The organism is Priestia sp. SIMBA_032, assembly GCF_046535215.1.
Lineage (GTDB): Bacteria > Bacillota > Bacilli > Bacillales > Bacillaceae_H > Priestia > Priestia aryabhattai.
Window position 1 is genome coordinate 1 of the sequence record NZ_JAWRXD010000582.1, and the last position, 275, is coordinate 275.

General features: G+C 64.4%; 1 pseudogene. It reads right to left on the reverse strand.

Going from position 1 to position 275, the window contains the following annotated elements:
- Positions 1-275, reverse strand: a pseudogene (locus tag SB717_RS35605) (hypothetical protein); the annotation flags it as partial.

Consider the following 275-nt stretch of genomic DNA (forward strand, 5'->3'; position numbering starts at 1 on the left):
GGAACACTGGCGACGATCTCGGTGCCGTCGGGACCGTGTTCTTCCCTCGAGACATCACCTTCGGCGTGGATACGCGAGACCAGGTCACCACGCGAATAGGGCACCCGGACGGTGACATGGACGTCGTGCCGCGACACCATCTCGCGCACTCGCTCGAGCAGCTCCGGGATGCCTTCTCCGGTGGCCGCCGAGATGAAGACCGCATCGGGGAACAGCCCCCGAAGCTGAGTCAGGACCGTCGGATCGGCCACGTCGATCTTGTTCACCACGAGAAG